The sequence below is a fragment of the Pseudomonas sp. LBUM1644 genome (genome assembly GCF_059716195.1).
In genome coordinates, this window is sequence record NZ_CP166812.1 from 6243244 (window position 1) to 6258950 (window position 15707).

Below are 15707 nucleotides of genomic sequence, written 5' to 3' on the forward strand. Positions count from 1 at the left end.
AACGTTACGCTCTTGGTTTAACAGTCCCGCAATCCTGACCCAACCACACGGCGCGGCTTTCAAGACTGCCCTTCTGCTGGATGCCCGTAGCGTTGAAAGTGCCGTTTACTTTGGTGGTGAACTCACGGTCACTGAGGAATGTAGCGACACCCGCACCTTGCGCTTTCGGGCAGCTGAAGCGGAATTTCCACTGGTTGCCAGTGCGGTCGGTGATTTCCTGCTTGCAGCCTGATTGCGGGTCCGTCAGCGGAATGTTGTCCGACTTGACCTGCTCGGGCGTCAAACACGCCCGAATCCCCTTGCCACCCATGGTGATGCCCTGCTTCTCCAGCTGCGCACGCTGCGCGGGTGTCATCTGGCTTTGTAACTGACCAAGGATCAGTTGCAGGTCCGGCAGATTCTGGTCATCGACTTTCATGTTGCTGGTGGTCAATTCCCACAAACCCGGCTGCAGCATTTGAGCCTGAGCGGCCACAGGAAGCGCTAAACCAAAAGCCAAGGCCAAACCCAGCAGACGAACGTTCATCGAGTAACTCCTGATCAGTAGTGGCCGTTAGACGTCAGCTATCAGCATCGGTTCATGGGCCAATTAAATAGCGACATTCTGCACGGAACATGGTCTGTTAAGCACTGAATCTTCAGGAGCAAGGCTGCCCCATGGATTACTTTGAACCGCATATTTTCGGCTACACCATTGCACTGCTTCACTCGCTGGGCATGATCGCTGCCATCCACGCTGTGCTCACCGTCCGCACCGCCCAGGGTTCTATCGCCTGGGCCCTTTCGTTGGTGTTCATTCCTTACCTGACACTTATCCCGTACCTGGTCTTCGGCCGTAGCACTTTCGACGGTTACATCAAGGCCCGGCGAATCGCCAACGAAGCCATGCGCAAGGCCATCTCCGAACTGAACTGGCGCCCTTGGGTAGAAGAGGCGCTGACGGCTCGCGCTTCCAACGCCTACGCCTCTTTAAGGGCCATGCCAAAGCTAGGGCGCATGCCGTGCCTGGCGAACAACGAAGTGCGGCTTCTGATCAACGGCCAAGCCACTTTCGAGGCCATTTTCGAAGCGATCAACAGCGCGAAAGAGGCCGTGCTGATTCAATTCTTCATCATTCACGACGACCGTCTCGGGCAACGATTGCAAACGTTGCTCCTGAGAAAAGCCGCCGAAGGCGTCGCCGTTTACTTGCTGTACGACCGCATCGGCAGTCATACCCTGCCCCACGGGTACGTGCAAACGTTGCGAGATGCCGGCGTCGAGGTCAAAGCCTTTGCAACCCGTAGCGGCTGGCTCAACCGCTTCCAGGTCAATTTCCGCAACCACCGCAAGATTGTGGTGGTGGACGGAGTGCTGGGTTTCGTTGGCGGGCACAATGTCGGCGACGAATACATGGGCGAGAAACCGCCCCTGGCACCGTGGCGCGATACCCACGTGCAAGTACGTGGCCCGGTGGTGGCCTGCATGCAGGAATCCTTCGCCGAAGACTGGTTCTGGGCCGCCCGTTCACTACCGCCGCTAATCCTGCCGGACGTTTACCCGGACGACGGCGTGCTCTGTCAATTGCTCGCCAGCGGCCCGGCAGATTCCTACGAAACCTGCTCACTGTTCTTCGTCGAAGCGATTCACGCGGCGACGGAACGGGTGTGGATTACCAGCCCCTATTTCATTCCAGATGAGGCGGTATTCGCGGCGTTAAGACTGGCGGTATTGCGCGGTGTGGATGTGCGACTACTGCTGCCTTCCCGGCCCGATCACCGGATCGTCTACGCCGCGTCCAGCCTTTATGCGTTTGAAGCCGTGCGCGCCGGCGTGCGGGTATTCCGATACCAACCGGGTTTCCTGCATCAGAAAGTGGTGTTGATCGACAGCGAAATCAGCGCCATCGGCAGCGCCAACATGGACAACCGATCGTTCCGGCTGAATTTCGAAGTGATGTTGCTGACCGTCGACAGCGCGTTTGCCGCCGAAGTAGAACAGATGCTTAACGACGACTTTGCCCAGTCTCACGAAATCGCTAAAGAAGAAAGCCGGGAGACGCACCGACTGCAACAGGTCGGCATGCGGATCGCCCGGCTTATTTCTCCGATTCTCTAAGGGTTGTAAATGTCGTCCCGCGTCCAGGGTAATTCGTGGCTGCCATCCGGGTGGGTTTTCACTGCAAGGATCTGGTGCAGATTGATCCAGCCCTTGGCGAACGCATAAGCGCAGCCCGCGAGATATAACCGCCAGATCCGCAGCGCCTGCTCTGGCACCTGCCTGCCGGCGGCTTCCAGATTGTCTTCAAGACGTTCACTCCAGTGGTCCAGGGTCCGTGCGTAATGCAGGCGCAGACTCTCGACATCGACGATCTCCAGTCCCGCTTCACTGATCTCGGCGGAGATCATCGACAAGTGCGGCAGTTCGCCGTTGGGGAACACGTACTTTTCGATGAAATCACCAGCACCACGGCCCACTGGACGGCCGTCGGTGTGCTTCGCGGTGATCCCGTGGTTCATCACAAGGCCGCCTTCTTTCACCGCGCCGAACAGCGTTTTGCAATATTCGGCCAGGTTGGCGTGGCCGACGTGTTCGAACATGCCGACGCTCACCACCTTGTCGAAACGACCGTCCTGCGGGAGGTCGCGATAGTCGAGCAGTTGCAGTTCCACCAGATCGTCCAGGCCTTCCTCCGACACCCGCTCGCGGGCGAGGGCCAATTGCTCTTTACTGAGCGTAATCCCGAACACCTTTGCGCCGAACTCTCGGGCTGCGTACCGCGCCAAACCGCCCCAACCACAACCGACATCCAGCAAATACTCGCCGGGTTGCAGCCGCAACTTGCGGCACAGGTGGCGGAACTTGGCCTGCTGGGCTTGCTCAAGCGTTTCGCTGCCGGTCTCGAAATAAGCGCAGGAATACGCCATGTCGCTGTCGAGCCACAATTGATAGAAGGCGTTGGAGAGATCGTAGTGGTAGGAAATCGCTTTGGCGTCGGTTTCCTTGTCATGGAGAGTCCGCACCGGCTGGCTGTCGGCATCACCGAGCAACGCCTGGCTCCATTCATCGCAGACGCGGATCACGTCGCTGATAGAGCCTTCAAGTTCCAGTTTGCCCTCGACAAACGCTGCCCCCAACAAGTCGAGGCTGGGATGGGTGAACTGGGAAACCATTTGTGGGTCCTTGACCACTATGGTGACGCTGGGCGTCGGCCCCAGATTGAATTCGTGGCCGTCCCAGAGTCTCAAGCGAAGCGGTAGTTGCAGATTCTGTAAGGCCGGTGGAATTTGCGCGAGCATGGATAGTCCCCCTTGTTTCAGACGTCTGGTGAGAGGGTAGACCATCATTTGAAAAATAGTCGGCTATCGATTTGATAGCCGTTTTCTATGATTCGTAGCGTTAAAAAAAACCACGGCGAACCCACGGAAATGACATGCCCTCACACTAGATGACTACAAACAGGACGCACAGTTCTGAATATTTGAATTCATTCAGATTTCATCCTGCAGTTTGAGCAATGGCTCCTGGAACCGCAGCAACCGCCCGGCATTACCCAACACCAACAACGTGCTGAAGTTGTGCAATAGCGCAGCGATCATGGCACCCGCCGCACCGAGCCAGCCAAACGCAGCAAAGGCAACAATGGCCAGCGTCCAGCCCAGGCCGATGATCACGTTGACCTGCAATGTCTGTCGGCATTGGCGACTCAAACGCACGCAGGTACCGAGCCGACGCAAGTCGCTGCCAATCAGCACGATGTCGGCCGAAGCCAATGCGATATCCGCACCACCCGCGCCCATGGCCACGCCCACCACACCGGCCTTGAGTGCCAGTGAATCGTTGATGCCATCGCCCACCACCATCGGCCGGAAGCCGCTGCCGATTTCCTTCAGCACGCGATTGAGCTTGTCCTCAGGTAAAGCCTGCGCTTCGACGTCGCTGATGCCGACATCCAGGGCCAAGGTGCGCGCGACACTTTGCCGGTCTCCGGTGAGCAACAACTGCCGACCCAAGCCAAGTTCACGCAACTCGTCCAGGGCAAATCGCGCTTCAGGTTTGACGCTGTCGGCCAGCAGCAGCCAGGCCAGAAACTCGCCATTGAGTGCCAGCCCGGCAATTGGCCCGTCGTGATCGGGAATGCTCGACGTGATGATACCCAGTTGCGCGAACAACTCCGGTCGACCGAGTGCGGCCTCACCCTGCTCAGTCATTGCAACCACGCCCAAACCCTGACGCTCGTGTATGTCCGAGAGCAGCAAAAAATGCTCCTGATTGACCAGCCCGGCGAGTGCGCGACTGACGGGATGACTACTGGCCGAACCGAGGCTCGCGGCGAGTTTCAGCAAGTGACTACGGTCCTCCAGCGGACTGTCGATGGACTGCAAACGCAAGGTGCCGAATGTCAGGGTTCCCGTCTTGTCGACCACCAGTGAAGTCAGGTCCGCCAACTCCTCGAGGAACGCCGAGCTGCGAATCAGAATCCCGTGACGAGCGGCCACTGCCACACCGGCAATCGCCGTGGCTGGAGCGGACAACACCAGCGCACAAGGACAGGCGGCCACTAATACCGCAAGCATCGCTTGAGCGTCGTTGGTGACAAACCAGGTCACTGCAGCCAATAGCAAAACCAGCACCATGTAGCTGCCTGCGTAGCGTTCCAGCAAACGCGTGATCGGCGGTTTGGAACGTTCGGCGCTTTGCATCAGCGCGATGACTTTGCCGAGGGTCGATTCGTTGCCGGTGCGCGTCACTTCGATGCGCAACAGACCGTCGAGGTTGATCGCCCCACCGAACACCGGCATGCCGACGCCCGCCTCCATCGGCACCGACTCACCGGTAATTGAAGCGGTGTCCAGGCTCGCCTGACCGGACAACACTCGACCATCCGCCGGCACTCGATCACCCGCTCGCACTTCAACACGGTCACCCGCCTTGAGGGTGCCGTTGTCGACTTCGACGATGGTGCCATCCGCCTGAATTTTGCGCGCATGGCTGCGGGTCAATTTGCCCAACGCGTGAATCGCCTCCTGTGAACCGATCACGCTACGCTCTTCCAGCACGTGGCCGAAGATCATGATGATCGGCAGCAATGCCGCCGTAAGCAAATCCCCCGTGGCCCATGCACCGAGCATCGCGAGGGCGATCAATTGATCGGTTATCCCGTGCAAACTCGGAAAGCGCAGGCTGTACCAGGCCGAACGCATGACCGGTAAGGCCACCAACACGGAAGCAAAACCCAGCAGCAATTGGCTGACACCGTTCTGCTCCGGCGACAGCCAGCGCCAGATCAAACCTAACGCGAGCAAGCCCAGTGCGAGCATCGCGAGGGTCAGTTGGCGGGCGGCGCTGCGCTGCTCAGCGGAGGACAACATGCTCGGTGCAGCGGCGGTTTGCGCGGTCATTGGGCAGCTCCCTGAATGATCAGGCGGGAATCATCTTTCGGATCGACCGTGGTGACCGAACCGGCCTGACCGAGAATTTTCGGCATTCGCTCGCGGTAAATGCGCAATAGCATTTGCGGGTCGGTGCCCTGCTGTTGCGCCTTGGCCAGACTCAACACGGTCGCCGTGTCGGCAGAGGCTTTGGCCAGTCGTTCGCTCGCCTGAGCATGGGCGACCTGCAGCGCACGGTCGGCTTGCTCGTTGGCCGTCTGTGTCAGTTTCTCGGCCTCGGTGCGCGCGTTGGCCACGGCTTTATCGGCCTGCTGGCTCGCCGTCAGAACAGCATTGAACGCATTGACCGCAGGTCCGGGCAGACTCGATTGCACGTCGACCCTCGCCACTTCGATCCCGAGCCCCTGGCCGGTTGCCGTCAGTTCGGCCAGACGTTGATTGATACCTTGCACTAAATCGCCGCGCAGCCGTTCGCGTCGTTCCGCCGCTTGGTTATCGGCGCCAATCAGTTCCGGACGCGCGACCAGGATAGTGTCGAGATCGCGCGCGGCCGTGAGCGCCACCGCGCTGCGCGTCACTAGTCGATCCAACGCCGGCAGCACATGCTCGCCTTGGAGAACGAAGGCATACGGCTCAGTCACCTTGTAGAACACTCGCACATCGAGTTGCACCACGCCCGCATCACCCGTCAGCAGATAACCGGAACCGGCGAGCGCATCACTGATCGGCGTAGCAAAACTCGCCACTCGATCGGCCTGCACCGCCGCATCCGTGCGCAGCAGGTTTTCTACCCGGCGCTCAATCACCCGATCCGCCGCAGGTAACAAAATCACCTGCTCAAACGGCCGCGGCCAAGCCAATAGCAAACCGGCATTCTGGATGCGATCCAGCGCGCCGAAGTGAAAAACCAACGCACGATTTTGCGGATCAATCTGCCGGACATTAGAGAACACCCAAGCCAACGCGGCCAGCACTGTCACCGCGTACAACGCAAGAAAAGCCAAGCGCCCGGCTTGAATCCAGGGGCTACTTAACTCATTTGTTCCACGTGGAACCAAATTCATGGCTGCGACCCGGGCTTGTTATCCAAGGACGGCGGACCTTCCACCAGCACCCGGAACGGTGCCGCATCGGTGCGCAAAATCAATTTTGTACCAGGCGTAACGATGGTGCCCAAGGTGTCGAGCGAGCGCAGTAAGTTGTAAAGCTGCGGTGAACCGGCATAGGCGCGGCCGTAAATTTGTGCAGCTTCGACCCGTGACTGCGCTTCGATGTCTGCCGCTTTGACCGTCGCATCCGCTTGTACGATTCGTGCGTCGCGCTCGGCGGCGGAACGTATCTGCGCGGCTTCGCGTTTGCCGATCGCGGTACGTTCAGTAGCGATTGTTTCGCGCTCGGCGCGCATGCGATCGACAGTGGCCGTCAGGGTAACTGACGGCAACGTCAGGCGTTCAATGCCCACTTGCAGCACGCGCACGCCATACGTGGTCAGCAACTGCTGATCGATTTGCTGGCGCAGCTGCGCTTCAAAGTCGGCGATGTGCACCTGATTGGCATCGGTGTTCACCAGATTGGCCAGATCAAAACTACTGGCTGTAGTTTCCAGCGCCGAGCCCACAAACGTGCGAATTTGCCGTGCCGCTTCATCCGGTTGATTTTGCACTGCGCGCATAAAGCGCTGCACATTGTCCGGATCGCCCTGCACCTGCCAGGCCACATAGGCCTGAACGATAATGCGCAAACCGTCCCGCGTGCCCACATCCTGCAATCCACTGGAGGTAGTGCGCAGTCTCAGATCGACGGGTATTGCCGCTTCAAAAGGTGCAGGCCAACGCCAGCCAAGACCTGGTTCAAGCAATACCCGCGACGGATTGCCGAAGCGTGTGATCACCGTGGCTTCCCCTGATCGAACCTGAACCAGACTTGCCGCCGCGATGGCGAACGCCACCAGCAATGCCGCCCAGCCCATGCGCCTCCACGGAAATGGACCCGCCGCTTGTGGATCGCCGTGGTGATGATGGTGATGTCCGTGGTGATGCCCACCATGGCCGTGATCATGGCCAGTGTGGTCGTCGTGATCGTGAGTGTGCGACTGGCTCAATTGGCAGCTCCTGGCTGAGCAGTTTTGCGCGCCGAGGCAGGATCAGCCGGCAGCGTGAACGTACGGAGGTCGATGGTCGGCGCGTTGCTGTTGCCTCCCAGTCGATGGTCGAGAACCAGCAACCTGGCGTTGGCCAGGCCCTGGGAAAGTTGACTGAGGTACTGCTCGAGCACAAAGGCCTGGCCGGCGCTGGCGTAGGCCTTTTGTTCGGCGCTGAATTTCAAGTCTGCCGCCTGGGCCGTGGCGTTGATTTCCCGAGCAGTGGCCGTCGCTTGATCGCGAGCAATGCTGGCCTGCAATTGCGCCTGATTGGTCGCTTCCGCCGCCGCACCGCGCTCACGGGAGATCAACGCTTGGGCGCCAATCTGCGCTGCTTGCACGCCGTGATACGCATTGGCCGCACCCGCCGGCGGGTGAATCGCCTCAACCACAGTGGCGAGAATTTCCACACCGCTGTCGAGTTTTTTCAGGTCCGCCTGCACTGCGCGGCCAATCTCTTCAGCCAGCCCTACCCTGTCCTCTCCAAGCAAACCATCGAGGGTTCGCGAGGCGAAGTCGTGGACCAGAATGCGGCTGGCGGTGCTGCGAATCAGCGTTGGCACGTCGGCACTGTTGTAAGTCGCGGCCAGCGCCTCCTGATCAGTCAGGCCGATGCGGTAGACGAAGCGCACATCCATGTTGACGATCTGGAAGCTCTGCTTGTCGGAACGGCTGCTGGCGATGACTTGCGATTTATCATTCACATGGCTCGCGTCCCACAACCGATTGGCAATCGCCGGCGCCGGCCCTTCTGCCGGTTCGACAGCGGTTGGCGTCGCTGCTTCGCCAACACTGGTGGCCAACTCATGGACCACACCATTCTCGACACTCAGCACTCGCCCCAACGGCCACGGCAAACCCGCGTGTAACCCTGGGCCGAACACTTCCACCGGTTTACTGAAACGCTCGTAGATCCCTCGCCCTTGCAAGGGTATTTCGTGGATCCCGGTTAACGACCAGCCGACAATCGACACCACCGCCATCACCGGCAAAAACGCGCGCCGTATGTACGTGAAGGCCCAGATCTGCCGCAAGTCGATGCCGAAGCGGTTATGCAATTCGTGCTGTAACGCCAGCAATGGCTGCGGTGGCCAGCGCAGCATATCGGCGACAAAACTTCGCGCCAGCAACACCGGTTCAAGGTGTTCACGGCGAGGTGTGAACAATGACAGCACCGCGCGCATCAACAACTCAACGGCGACCAAACCGGGCAGCACGCCAATCACCACGGCCAGGCGCACCGGCCATACCGAGGCTTCGTTAGCGAACAACAGGCACAGAGCGCTGAGCACAAGGCAAATGATCGCCACTCGGGTCAGCTGTGCCAGCGCCCCGGCTTCAGGCCATTGCGCATTGTTTTCCTGGGCCAGTTGACGTTCCAGCACCAGCAATCCAAACGCCACTAATAACGAAATTGCCGCGCCGACACTGGCCGACACACCCAACACGGCGGGCGGCAGTGCAAGGTTCCAAACTTGTTCGATGCTGAGCAATGTCAGAAGCGCCCAACCGCCAAGCCATAGCGTCGCCGCGCCAATCTGGCCCAGCATGCGCAGGCAGCGTTGGCTGAGCCGGTCCAGCAACTGTTCGTACCAGCCCACGGGGATGAGCATTTCGTCTGCAACGACTTCCTGCACAACCGGGTTCATCGCCCGTGCACGCCACTGGGTAATCCACCCTGCGGATTGCAAACCGGCAATCAGCACCAGCAACCCGGCGCTCTGATTGACCAACAAAGCAGGCCACAGCGACTGCGGCGCAAACAGCCCTACAAACAACGCCAGCACCCATCCAGAGGCCGCCAGAGCACCCAGGCCAATGGCGAGCTGACGTAATCGTCGCCCTTGAAAAACCGCCTGCTGAAAACGCGGCAGCCCGGCTACCTGCGTTCCATCGACATCGAGATCGACTTGCATACCACCCCAGGGATTATCGTTGCTCACAGTGCAATTCGTTACGGTATAACGAAAGTCGTGAAAGTTCCGTTCGTAAATGCTCTATCTAAAGGCGCTCAACCTGTCGCTTACCTGAAGCCTTGACCGAAATGTCCTGCAACGCACATATTACGTTCGTAATTTTCACTAGGAACTACTTTTACCCATCCAGTCTGTTCCCACGCAGGAGTACATCCATGAGCACTTATGACGTCGTGATTCTGGGCGGAGGTCCGGGCGGATATAACGCGGCCATTCGCGCTGGCCAACTGGGCTTGAAAGCGGCTTGCGTAGAAGGACGCGCCACACTCGGCGGTACCTGCCTGAACGTGGGCTGCATGCCGTCGAAGGCGTTGCTGCATGCCTCCGAACTCTACGACGCAGCCATGGGTGCGGAATTCGCCAACCTGGGGATTGAAGTCAAACCCACACTCAATCTCGCGCAGATGATGAAACAGAAGGATGAAAGCGTCACCGGGCTGACCAAGGGCATCGAATTTCTGTTTCGCAAAAACAAAGTCGACTGGATCAAGGGTTGGGGCCACATCGACGGGCCAGGCAAAGTCACGGTGACCGACAATCAGGGCGGCAAGACTGAGCTCAGCGCCAAGGACATCATTATTGCCACCGGTTCCGAGCCCACTCCCCTGCCCGGCGTGGAGATTGATAACCAACGCATCCTCGATTCCACGGGCGCACTGTCGCTGGCTGAAGTGCCGAAGCACCTGGTGGTGATTGGCGCCGGCGTGATCGGTCTGGAGTTAGGTTCGGTATGGCGGCGCTTGGGTGCCCAGGTGACTGTCGTCGAGTTTCTCGACCGGATCTGCCCGGGTGTCGATGGCGAAGCTGGAAAAACCCTGCAACGCTCTCTGAGCAAACAGGGCATCAGCTTCAAGTTGAGCGCTAAAGTCACCACTGCCACAACGTCCGCCACCGGGGTTCAGCTCAGTGTCGAACCGGCTGCCGGTGGCACCGCCGAGATCCTTGAAGCCGATTACGTGCTGGTCTCCATCGGGCGTCGGCCTTATACCCAGGGACTGGGGTTGGAAAACGTAGGTCTCGCGACAGACAAACGCGGCATGCTAGCCAACAAGGGGCACCGCACTGAGGCGGCCGGCGTCTGGGTGATCGGTGACGTGACCTCGGGGCCTATGCTCGCGCACAAGGCCGAAGACGAAGCGATGGCCTGCGTCGAGCAAATCGTCGGCAAGGCCGGTGAAGTCAATTACGACCTGATTCCTAACGTGATCTACACCAAACCGGAACTGGCCAGCGTCGGCAAAACTGAAGAACAGCTCAAGGCCGAAGGACGCGCATACAAGGTCGGCAAGTTTCCCTTCACCGCCAACAGCCGGGCAAAGATCAATCACGAAACCGAAGGCTTCGCCAAAGTCTTGGCCGATGAGCGCACCGATGAAATTCTCGGGGTACACCTGGTGGGCCCGAGCGTCAGTGAAATGATTGGCGAATATTGCGTGGCCATGGAATTCAGCGCCTCCGCCGAAGACATCGCCCTGACGTGTCATCCACACCCGACCCGCTCCGAGGCTTTGCGCCAGGCGGCGATGAATGTGGAAGGGATGGCGACGCAGATGTAGATCCGTGTCGGGAAAGATCAAAAGATCGCAGCCTTCGGCAGCTCCTACAGGTGTTCACATAACCCTTGTAGGAGCTGCCGAAGGCTGCGATCTTTTCGCTGTTCAATCCGGTAAATGCTCGAGTGGCAAAGCCCCGGGCGTCTTCACCGTGTGAATCGCAAAGTTACTGCGAATGTCACTAACGCCTGGCAGCTTCAGCAAGCGTCCCGTGAGAAAGCGGTCATAGGCGCGCAGATCCGGCACCACCACTTGCAGCAGAAAATCCGATTCCCCTGACACCAGAAACGCCGAAATCACTTCCGGCAACGCCGTCACCGCCAATCGGAAGGATTCCGCCTGCTCATCGTTGTGGCGCTCGACCTTGACCCCGACAAACACCGTCAACCCAAGCCCTACCTCATCGCGGTCCAGATTAGCCTGGTAACCCCGGATCACCCCGGCGTCTTCAAGCATCCGCACCCGGCGCAAACACGGCGACGCGGACAAGCCAATCTCCTCAGCCAATTGCACGTTGCTCAGGCGACCGTCCCGTTGCAGCGCTGCGAGAATTTTGCGGTCGTAGGCGTCCAGTTTCATGAGTTGGCAGATCCTGATGATTGATGCGCAATGACGTAGCAGGTTATGCCAACCACGAACGATTTAGAAGCAAACTACGCAACCATCTGCCCTGCCCTTCAGACCTAGACTGACCCTACCAAATCGACAACGAAGGGGGTGCAACGTGGCAGGTCTCTGGCTGTTTTTCATGGCATTGGCGGTGGTTTATTTGTTGCCGGGCCCGGACATGATCCTGCTGTTGCAGACTGGCGCACGTCAGGGCAAAGGTGCGGCGCTGGCGACTGCGGTGGGTTTGGGCGTGGCGCGTGGCTGTCATGTGGCACTCGCGGCGCTAGGGCTCGCGGCGTTGTTCAAAGCGGCACCCTGGACCTTCGACGTCGTTCGGCTGGCCGGTGCCGCGTACCTGTTTTGGATCGGCATTCAGTGCCTGCGAAACACGATGCTGCCGACGCTGAACAGTGCACAAACAACCGTCGAAAACCCTCACTGGCGCGAAGCGATCCAGCGCGGTTTGCTGACCAACCTGCTCAATCCAAAGGCGCTGCTGTTCTGCTCGGTACTGCTGCCACAGTTCATCGATCCTCGCACCGGCCCAGTGCTCACGCAATTTGCGACCCTGGGCGTGGTGCTGGTCGGCGTCGGTTTGTTGTTCGACAGCGCGTATGCCTTGGCCGGTGCTGCGTTAGGCCGTTGGCTGCAACGCAGCCCATCGGCTCAACGTTTGCAGCAATGGCTGTTTGGCAGCCTGTTGATTGGTTTTGCGGTGCGGCTGACCTTTGTTCAACAAGCGTGATTACGCTCGTGCGTTGCGCTTGCGACGATTGATCAACAACAGGACGGCTGCCGTAAACACCACGACGCCGCCCATTTCCAGCCACTTTTTGTATGGCCGAAGCGCAGTTCGGAGCGGAGCCACAGCCTGGGTTGCGTAGCGTTTGTCTGCATTCTGAAAATCCGGATAAGGGCAGCGCTCGCCGAAGAATAGTGCCCAATCCACGTAAGGGCCTTCTTTGACGTAGCGTTGATAGAAGGCGCTTTTTTCTTCCTGACCAGTATTCCACCCAGTCGCCGCACACAGCACGGCTGCAAAGGCCTGACTGGTATGAGGCAAGTAATCAGCGGCGCGGCTGGCCAATGCATTGGCGACATAGCGATAGTGGTAACGCTGATCGGGTTGAGCAGTGCTGGCCTGTTGGCGTTTGACTTCCTCTTCTGCCACTAACGGACCGACCTTGAGTTCGTTGCTTTCCAGACTGTAATTGCCACCGAAGGTGGCGTAATCCGGGGACATCTCGTAACCCAACAGCTCCATTCCGTCGAAACGAGCCAGTGTCGCCGCGTGGTAGTACGCAAATGCACGTTTGCTCGGCCACCATTTCGATTCAGCGTCGTGGCGCAACTCCCCATACCACCGGGCCTTTTGTTGCAACGTGGAGTTGTCGAAGTACGCCGGCGCTTCTTCGTAGCGCTCTTCGCGCAGCAAACGCCGCCCGAGCAAGTCGCGCAACTTTGCCGCCACCGGCAACGGCACATAGTTATCGCGATCCTGCTGAGTCAGCGCTGGCGGTGCCGGCACTTGGGTGTCGACGTAATGCTTGAGCTCATCGACCGTCAGCACCCGCTCGGCGACGGTGGCGGCGTCGAACCAGTAAATGCCATTGCTGCGATACAGCTGATCGAACGCTCGCAGGTAATCCCCACGCTGCAGGGCGAGAATGGCGCTTTCGCCCTCGACCCGGCATTTGGGTTGAAGCGTTTCGAAATTCCACTCTGGCGTCCGTCGCTCACCCCACGATTCGTTCTGCGGGAAAGCCTGCGCAGCCTTGGCATACGCGGCGGCGGCGGCCGCTTTATCGCCATCGCGCATCGCCAGTTTTGCCCGCAGCCACCACGCCAGACCACCGTCGCCAGCCTGCTCGAGGAAGGACTTGGCGCTGGCGTAATCGCCCTGTTGATAATTCACCGCAGCCAGCCGATCAGCGTTGTCGAGGTTGCCGCGAGTGCTGTTTTGCAGGAGTTTGATTAGTTTCTGTTCGTTTGGCGGTTGATCACCAAATGACCAGCCCAGCCGGCTGATCAACGACGCTGTCACCAATTGTTGAACCGGTTTGCCCTTGAGCAACACGGCCAGTTGGTCCTCAGGCATCGCGGCCAGATCGGCCATCAACAGCTTCAGAGAGGTGTACCCCACCGCCGAACCATGAAGGTTTTGTGTGGCGTACAGCTCAATGGCGCTGTCCCAATCCCCAGCGGTGCGGGCCACGCGAGCTTCTTCGCCAAGGCTGGCAACGCCCAGTTCCAGTGGGTCGCTGAAGCCGTCGACGCTCAGCTGACGGCTTTGCTCGAAGGCCTGACGGGACTGAGCCAGCAAGTCGGCGCCAGCACCCGCTTCGGCACTCATGGCAAACAGCGCCCGTCCCAATGAGTAAGCGGCCCACGTGCTGCGCAATGCCCGTTGATCCTCTGGCAGCGCCAGCACCTTCCGGAAGTACTCGGCCGCCAGCCCATGGTCACCGGCATTGAACGCCACGGCGCCGGCCAGATAGAACTTGAGTTCAGCGGGTAAAAGCGCGCCCTGCTCTTCAACCTGACGAACATCGGTCAACGTGCGCAGTTGCTTCACCAGCCCTTGTTGCTCAGCGGTCAAACCGGCCTGCTCGGCAATGTCCCGCTGTTCTGCGTAGTCGGGAGCCTCCATGCCGTAAGCAGCGGCCTGGTTGATGTTTTTCAATCCGGCGATGGCATGCCCGAGGCGATTGATCTCGAAGTTGAAGTTACCTTCCGGCAGCTCCGCCAGCGACTGGTCTCGATTGTCGAGCAGACGCATGGGGAAGTCCGGCCCGCAGGCCAACGCCGAACCCAGCGGCAAGCTGAGGCTTAGGCAAAGCAAATGGCGGGGCCAGTTATGGATGAACATTCAAAGCTCCTTGGTCAATCGTTGCGCAGCGGGCCCAACCGATGGCGCGCCGCCCGCCGGCCGGCAGTCGACCATCGCGCAGGCGGGTGAAGGTAAGCAGATCGGGGCTCTGTTGCAATGCATAACCGGCCAGGGCATCGGCGCCATCACAGCCACGGACCGAGAGCGTCAGCCGTTCGGGCCAGGCAGTGTCGAGATTGCCCTGGTTGCTGAGACTGATATCAAACAGGCCGTCCTTCGCCGTGAGCTTCAATATCAGGCGACTGTCGAGCGCATCGCCCCGCGCGACCGCGCGCAACGTCGTCAGGCTCCAGGCCCTGCGATCATTGGTCAACGGCAACCGAAACCAGATCAGGCCGGCCAGATGAGCCGGCGGATCATTGCGCAACTCGGTGCCGAGCTTGCTCAATTGCTGCGGGTCAGCCATTAATTCCCGGCGCTGACCACCCCGTTCGAGGGGTGTTTCGCTTTCCACAATGGGGGCGTCGCCGGCCCCCGAAAACAACGCCACGCCATAAGCCGGCAACGCCAAATAAAAGGGTTTCGAAGTGATTCGGCTCCAGGCTTTCACCCATTTTCTCGCCTGATCCACATCAAACAAGCCGCGATGCGGATCGCTCACCGCGTGCACCTGCAACACGCTGCTGTCGACTGTGGATAACAGCGCTGGCAATTCTGGACTGTCGAGCCAGGCCGGCAACGCAGTAATACTCAGCGGTATGGAGGCTGATAGAACGGCGCGCAGATGCGAGAGAAAGTCGCGATAGACCGGTAGGCGAGCATTACCCGCATCGTGGTCGATTTCCATTCCGGAGAGCACCAGTCCCCGTCCTTGCCAATCACTGAGCACCTGCTGAATCTGCGCAGTGACTTCGTCCTGATCCAGCGACTTGAGCTGGCCATCGAGGCGAATCACCGCGATCAGTGGGCGACCATCACGCTTGAGTAATGTCGGGTCGATCCGCGCCCGGCTCCAACCGGCCTGAGGAAAAGCCTGCAAGGCCAGCACCCGCAGGGTCGAAAAGTCGGCGTGACTGTCCTTGAGCGCAGCTTCGTGGACGGGTGTCCATTGCCGTTGCCAGACATACAGTTGCTGATCGAGGGGCGGTGTGTCCTGCCGTTCGCACGCATTGAGCAGCACCAACACCGCCAACAAGGCCGAAAGACGAGCGAGAAAAACCATAACGC

Annotated in this window: 12 protein-coding genes; 3 read left to right on the top strand and 9 right to left on the bottom strand. The window is 59.5% G+C overall.

All coding sequences use genetic code 11. The features are described 5' to 3' along the window. Positions 1–4 precede the first annotated feature (4 nt). Positions 5–526, bottom strand: coding sequence for a DUF3617 domain-containing protein (locus ACA052_RS28720; protein ID WP_497647809.1), 522 nt, complete (start codon positions 524–526; stop codon positions 5–7). A 131-nt stretch (positions 527–657) separates the two neighbouring features. Between ACA052_RS28720 and cls the strand changes: the two genes are divergently transcribed. Beyond that, on the top strand, positions 658–2097 hold the full coding sequence (gene cls, locus ACA052_RS28725) for a cardiolipin synthase (protein WP_497647810.1): 1440 nt from the start codon (positions 658–660) through the stop codon (positions 2095–2097). On the opposite strand, the gene cfaB is transcribed toward cls, so the two are convergent. The 5 genes from cfaB to hflK (ACA052_RS28750) form a co-directional block, all read right to left on the bottom strand. Continuing rightward, positions 2094–3278: a C17 cyclopropane fatty acid synthase CfaB gene (gene cfaB, locus ACA052_RS28730; RefSeq protein ID WP_497647811.1), complete on the bottom strand. Its 1185-nt coding sequence runs from the start codon at positions 3276–3278 to the stop codon at positions 2094–2096. The two genes, cls and cfaB, sit on opposite strands and share 4 nt — an antisense overlap. 192 nt (positions 3279–3470) lie before the next feature. Further along, on the bottom strand, positions 3471–5381 hold the full coding sequence (locus ACA052_RS28735) for a heavy metal translocating P-type ATPase (RefSeq protein ID WP_497647812.1): 1911 nt from the start codon (positions 5379–5381) through the stop codon (positions 3471–3473). Beyond that, the gene (hflK, locus tag ACA052_RS28740) at positions 5378–6436 is read right to left on the bottom strand and encodes a protease modulator HflK (RefSeq protein WP_497647813.1); all 1059 of its coding nucleotides are present in this window, start codon (positions 6434–6436) and stop codon (positions 5378–5380) included. Before hflK (ACA052_RS28740) ends, ACA052_RS28735 begins: the two co-directional genes overlap by 4 nt. Continuing rightward, positions 6433–7473, bottom strand: a complete 1041-nt coding sequence (hflC, locus tag ACA052_RS28745; RefSeq protein ID WP_497647814.1) for a protease modulator HflC — start codon at positions 7471–7473, stop codon at positions 6433–6435. Before hflC ends, hflK (ACA052_RS28740) begins: the two co-directional genes overlap by 4 nt. Further along, positions 7470–9428 (bottom strand): protease modulator HflK, encoded by a 1959-nt coding sequence (hflK, locus tag ACA052_RS28750; protein WP_497650413.1) that lies wholly within the window; start codon positions 9426–9428, stop codon positions 7470–7472. Before hflK (ACA052_RS28750) ends, hflC begins: the two co-directional genes overlap by 4 nt. A 215-nt stretch (positions 9429–9643) precedes the next feature. Between hflK (ACA052_RS28750) and lpdA the strand changes: the two genes are divergently transcribed. Continuing rightward, positions 9644–11044 carry a dihydrolipoyl dehydrogenase gene (gene lpdA / locus ACA052_RS28755; RefSeq protein WP_497647815.1) on the top strand — a complete coding sequence of 467 codons (1401 nt, stop codon included), beginning with the start codon at positions 9644–9646 and terminating at the stop codon, positions 11042–11044. 102 nt (positions 11045–11146) lie between these two features. On the opposite strand, the gene ACA052_RS28760 is transcribed toward lpdA, so the two are convergent. Further along, complete coding sequence (locus ACA052_RS28760; protein WP_497647816.1) at positions 11147–11620, bottom strand: Lrp/AsnC family transcriptional regulator; 474 nt, start codon at positions 11618–11620, stop codon at positions 11147–11149. Between the two features lie 145 nt (positions 11621–11765). Between ACA052_RS28760 and ACA052_RS28765 the strand changes: the two genes are divergently transcribed. Continuing rightward, entirely contained in the window at positions 11766–12395 is a 630-nt protein-coding gene (locus ACA052_RS28765) for a LysE family translocator (RefSeq protein ID WP_497647817.1), read from the top strand. On the opposite strand, the gene ACA052_RS28770 is transcribed toward ACA052_RS28765, so the two are convergent. Together ACA052_RS28770 and ACA052_RS28775 are read right to left on the bottom strand one after the other, a co-directional pair. Further along, positions 12396–14519 (bottom strand): hypothetical protein, encoded by a 2124-nt coding sequence (locus ACA052_RS28770; protein WP_497647818.1) that lies wholly within the window; start codon positions 14517–14519, stop codon positions 12396–12398. It abuts the gene before it with no gap. Next, positions 14506–15702: a DUF3142 domain-containing protein gene (locus ACA052_RS28775; RefSeq protein ID WP_497647819.1), complete on the bottom strand. Its 1197-nt coding sequence runs from the start codon at positions 15700–15702 to the stop codon at positions 14506–14508. The genes ACA052_RS28770 and ACA052_RS28775 overlap by 14 nt, the downstream gene beginning before the upstream one ends. Between the last annotated feature and the right edge of the window lie 5 nt (positions 15703–15707).

What these genes read in the sequence shown, in the direction of transcription:
- ACA052_RS28720 (WP_497647809.1), bottom strand. Translation starts at nt 526, where the DNA reads ATGAACGTTCGTCTGCTGGGTTTGGCCTTGGCTTTTGGTTTAGCGCTT.
- cls (WP_497647810.1), top strand. Translation starts at nt 658, where the DNA reads ATGGATTACTTTGAACCGCATATTTTCGGCTACACCATTGCACTGCTT.
- cfaB (WP_497647811.1), bottom strand. Translation starts at nt 3,278, where the DNA reads ATGCTCGCGCAAATTCCACCGGCCTTACAGAATCTGCAACTACCGCTT.
- ACA052_RS28735 (WP_497647812.1), bottom strand. Translation starts at nt 5,381, where the DNA reads ATGACCGCGCAAACCGCCGCTGCACCGAGCATGTTGTCCTCCGCTGAG.
- hflK (WP_497647813.1), bottom strand. Translation starts at nt 6,436, where the DNA reads ATGAATTTGGTTCCACGTGGAACAAATGAGTTAAGTAGCCCCTGGATT.
- hflK (WP_497650413.1), bottom strand. Translation starts at nt 9,428, where the DNA reads ATGCAAGTCGATCTCGATGTCGATGGAACGCAGGTAGCCGGGCTGCCG.
- lpdA (WP_497647815.1), top strand. Translation starts at nt 9,644, where the DNA reads ATGAGCACTTATGACGTCGTGATTCTGGGCGGAGGTCCGGGCGGATAT.
- ACA052_RS28760 (WP_497647816.1), bottom strand. Translation starts at nt 11,620, where the DNA reads ATGAAACTGGACGCCTACGACCGCAAAATTCTCGCAGCGCTGCAACGG.
- ACA052_RS28770 (WP_497647818.1), bottom strand. Translation starts at nt 14,519, where the DNA reads ATGTTCATCCATAACTGGCCCCGCCATTTGCTTTGCCTAAGCCTCAGC.
- ACA052_RS28775 (WP_497647819.1), bottom strand. Translation starts at nt 15,702, where the DNA reads ATGGTTTTTCTCGCTCGTCTTTCGGCCTTGTTGGCGGTGTTGGTGCTG.